Annotated in this window: 1 pseudogene; it reads right to left on the bottom strand. The window is 55.7% G+C overall.

The window, feature by feature from the left end:
- Window positions 1-89, bottom strand: a pseudogene (locus KMS84_RS43700) (dTDP-4-dehydrorhamnose 3,5-epimerase family protein); the annotation flags it as partial.
- Window positions 90-662: the final 573 nt, after the last annotated feature.

Genomic DNA, 662 nt, shown 5'->3' with positions numbered 1-662 from the left:
GGTTTTGTAGAGAAACCCTGCACTACGCGCATTAGTTTGCCTTGAGGTTGCTGGATTTGGTAATGCAGACCGCGCAGCACGTTTTTGGCCGAACGATGTGGTTGTCTTGCACTAAATCCACGTCACGCCCGATGAGCTTAGCGAATCGGCAACTATAACCTAATGTGCGGATTCCACGCCATCCGGCCACTCATTCCACCAACATGCGGCCACCTGTTCCACGCTCATCCGGCCGGGCAGTCGGAGCGCAGCGACGCAGGTTTGCATTGTTAGTCTGAAGTCTCTGTCGCCGTCAATTTCGTTGCGCGCCTGCGCATCGATTCGCCCTTCAGCTCAATCCGGTAACCGCTCCACGACGACCTCTCTGCTTCGATAAAAGAGATCGACGGTAGCGAATTAATCCTGCGCCGCTGCCTGCCTTGTGGGTGGCCGGATGCCCGTGGAATCCGCACTCAGCGCGTGGAACATGTGCGCCGTTGCCCTTCCTACCCAGCTTTTCCTTCTGCTGAGATGTTGCCTCGACAACGCTGACAGACTTCCTAGAAAGGCAGGTCATCCTGCCGGTACTTTATCCGGCGGCTCTTTGCGTGGAGATAGGTGCTCCAATAACAATCGCAGCTTGCCCAGCAGTTCGTCGAAGGTGATTACTTCCACGTTCTTGC

The organism is Streptomyces hilarionis (assembly GCF_024539675.1).
Taxonomy (GTDB): Bacteria; Actinomycetota; Actinomycetes; order Streptomycetales; family Streptomycetaceae; genus Streptomyces; species Streptomyces hilarionis.
Note: the sequence above shows the minus strand (reverse complement) of the source record. Positions and strands in the feature narration are given on the sequence as shown.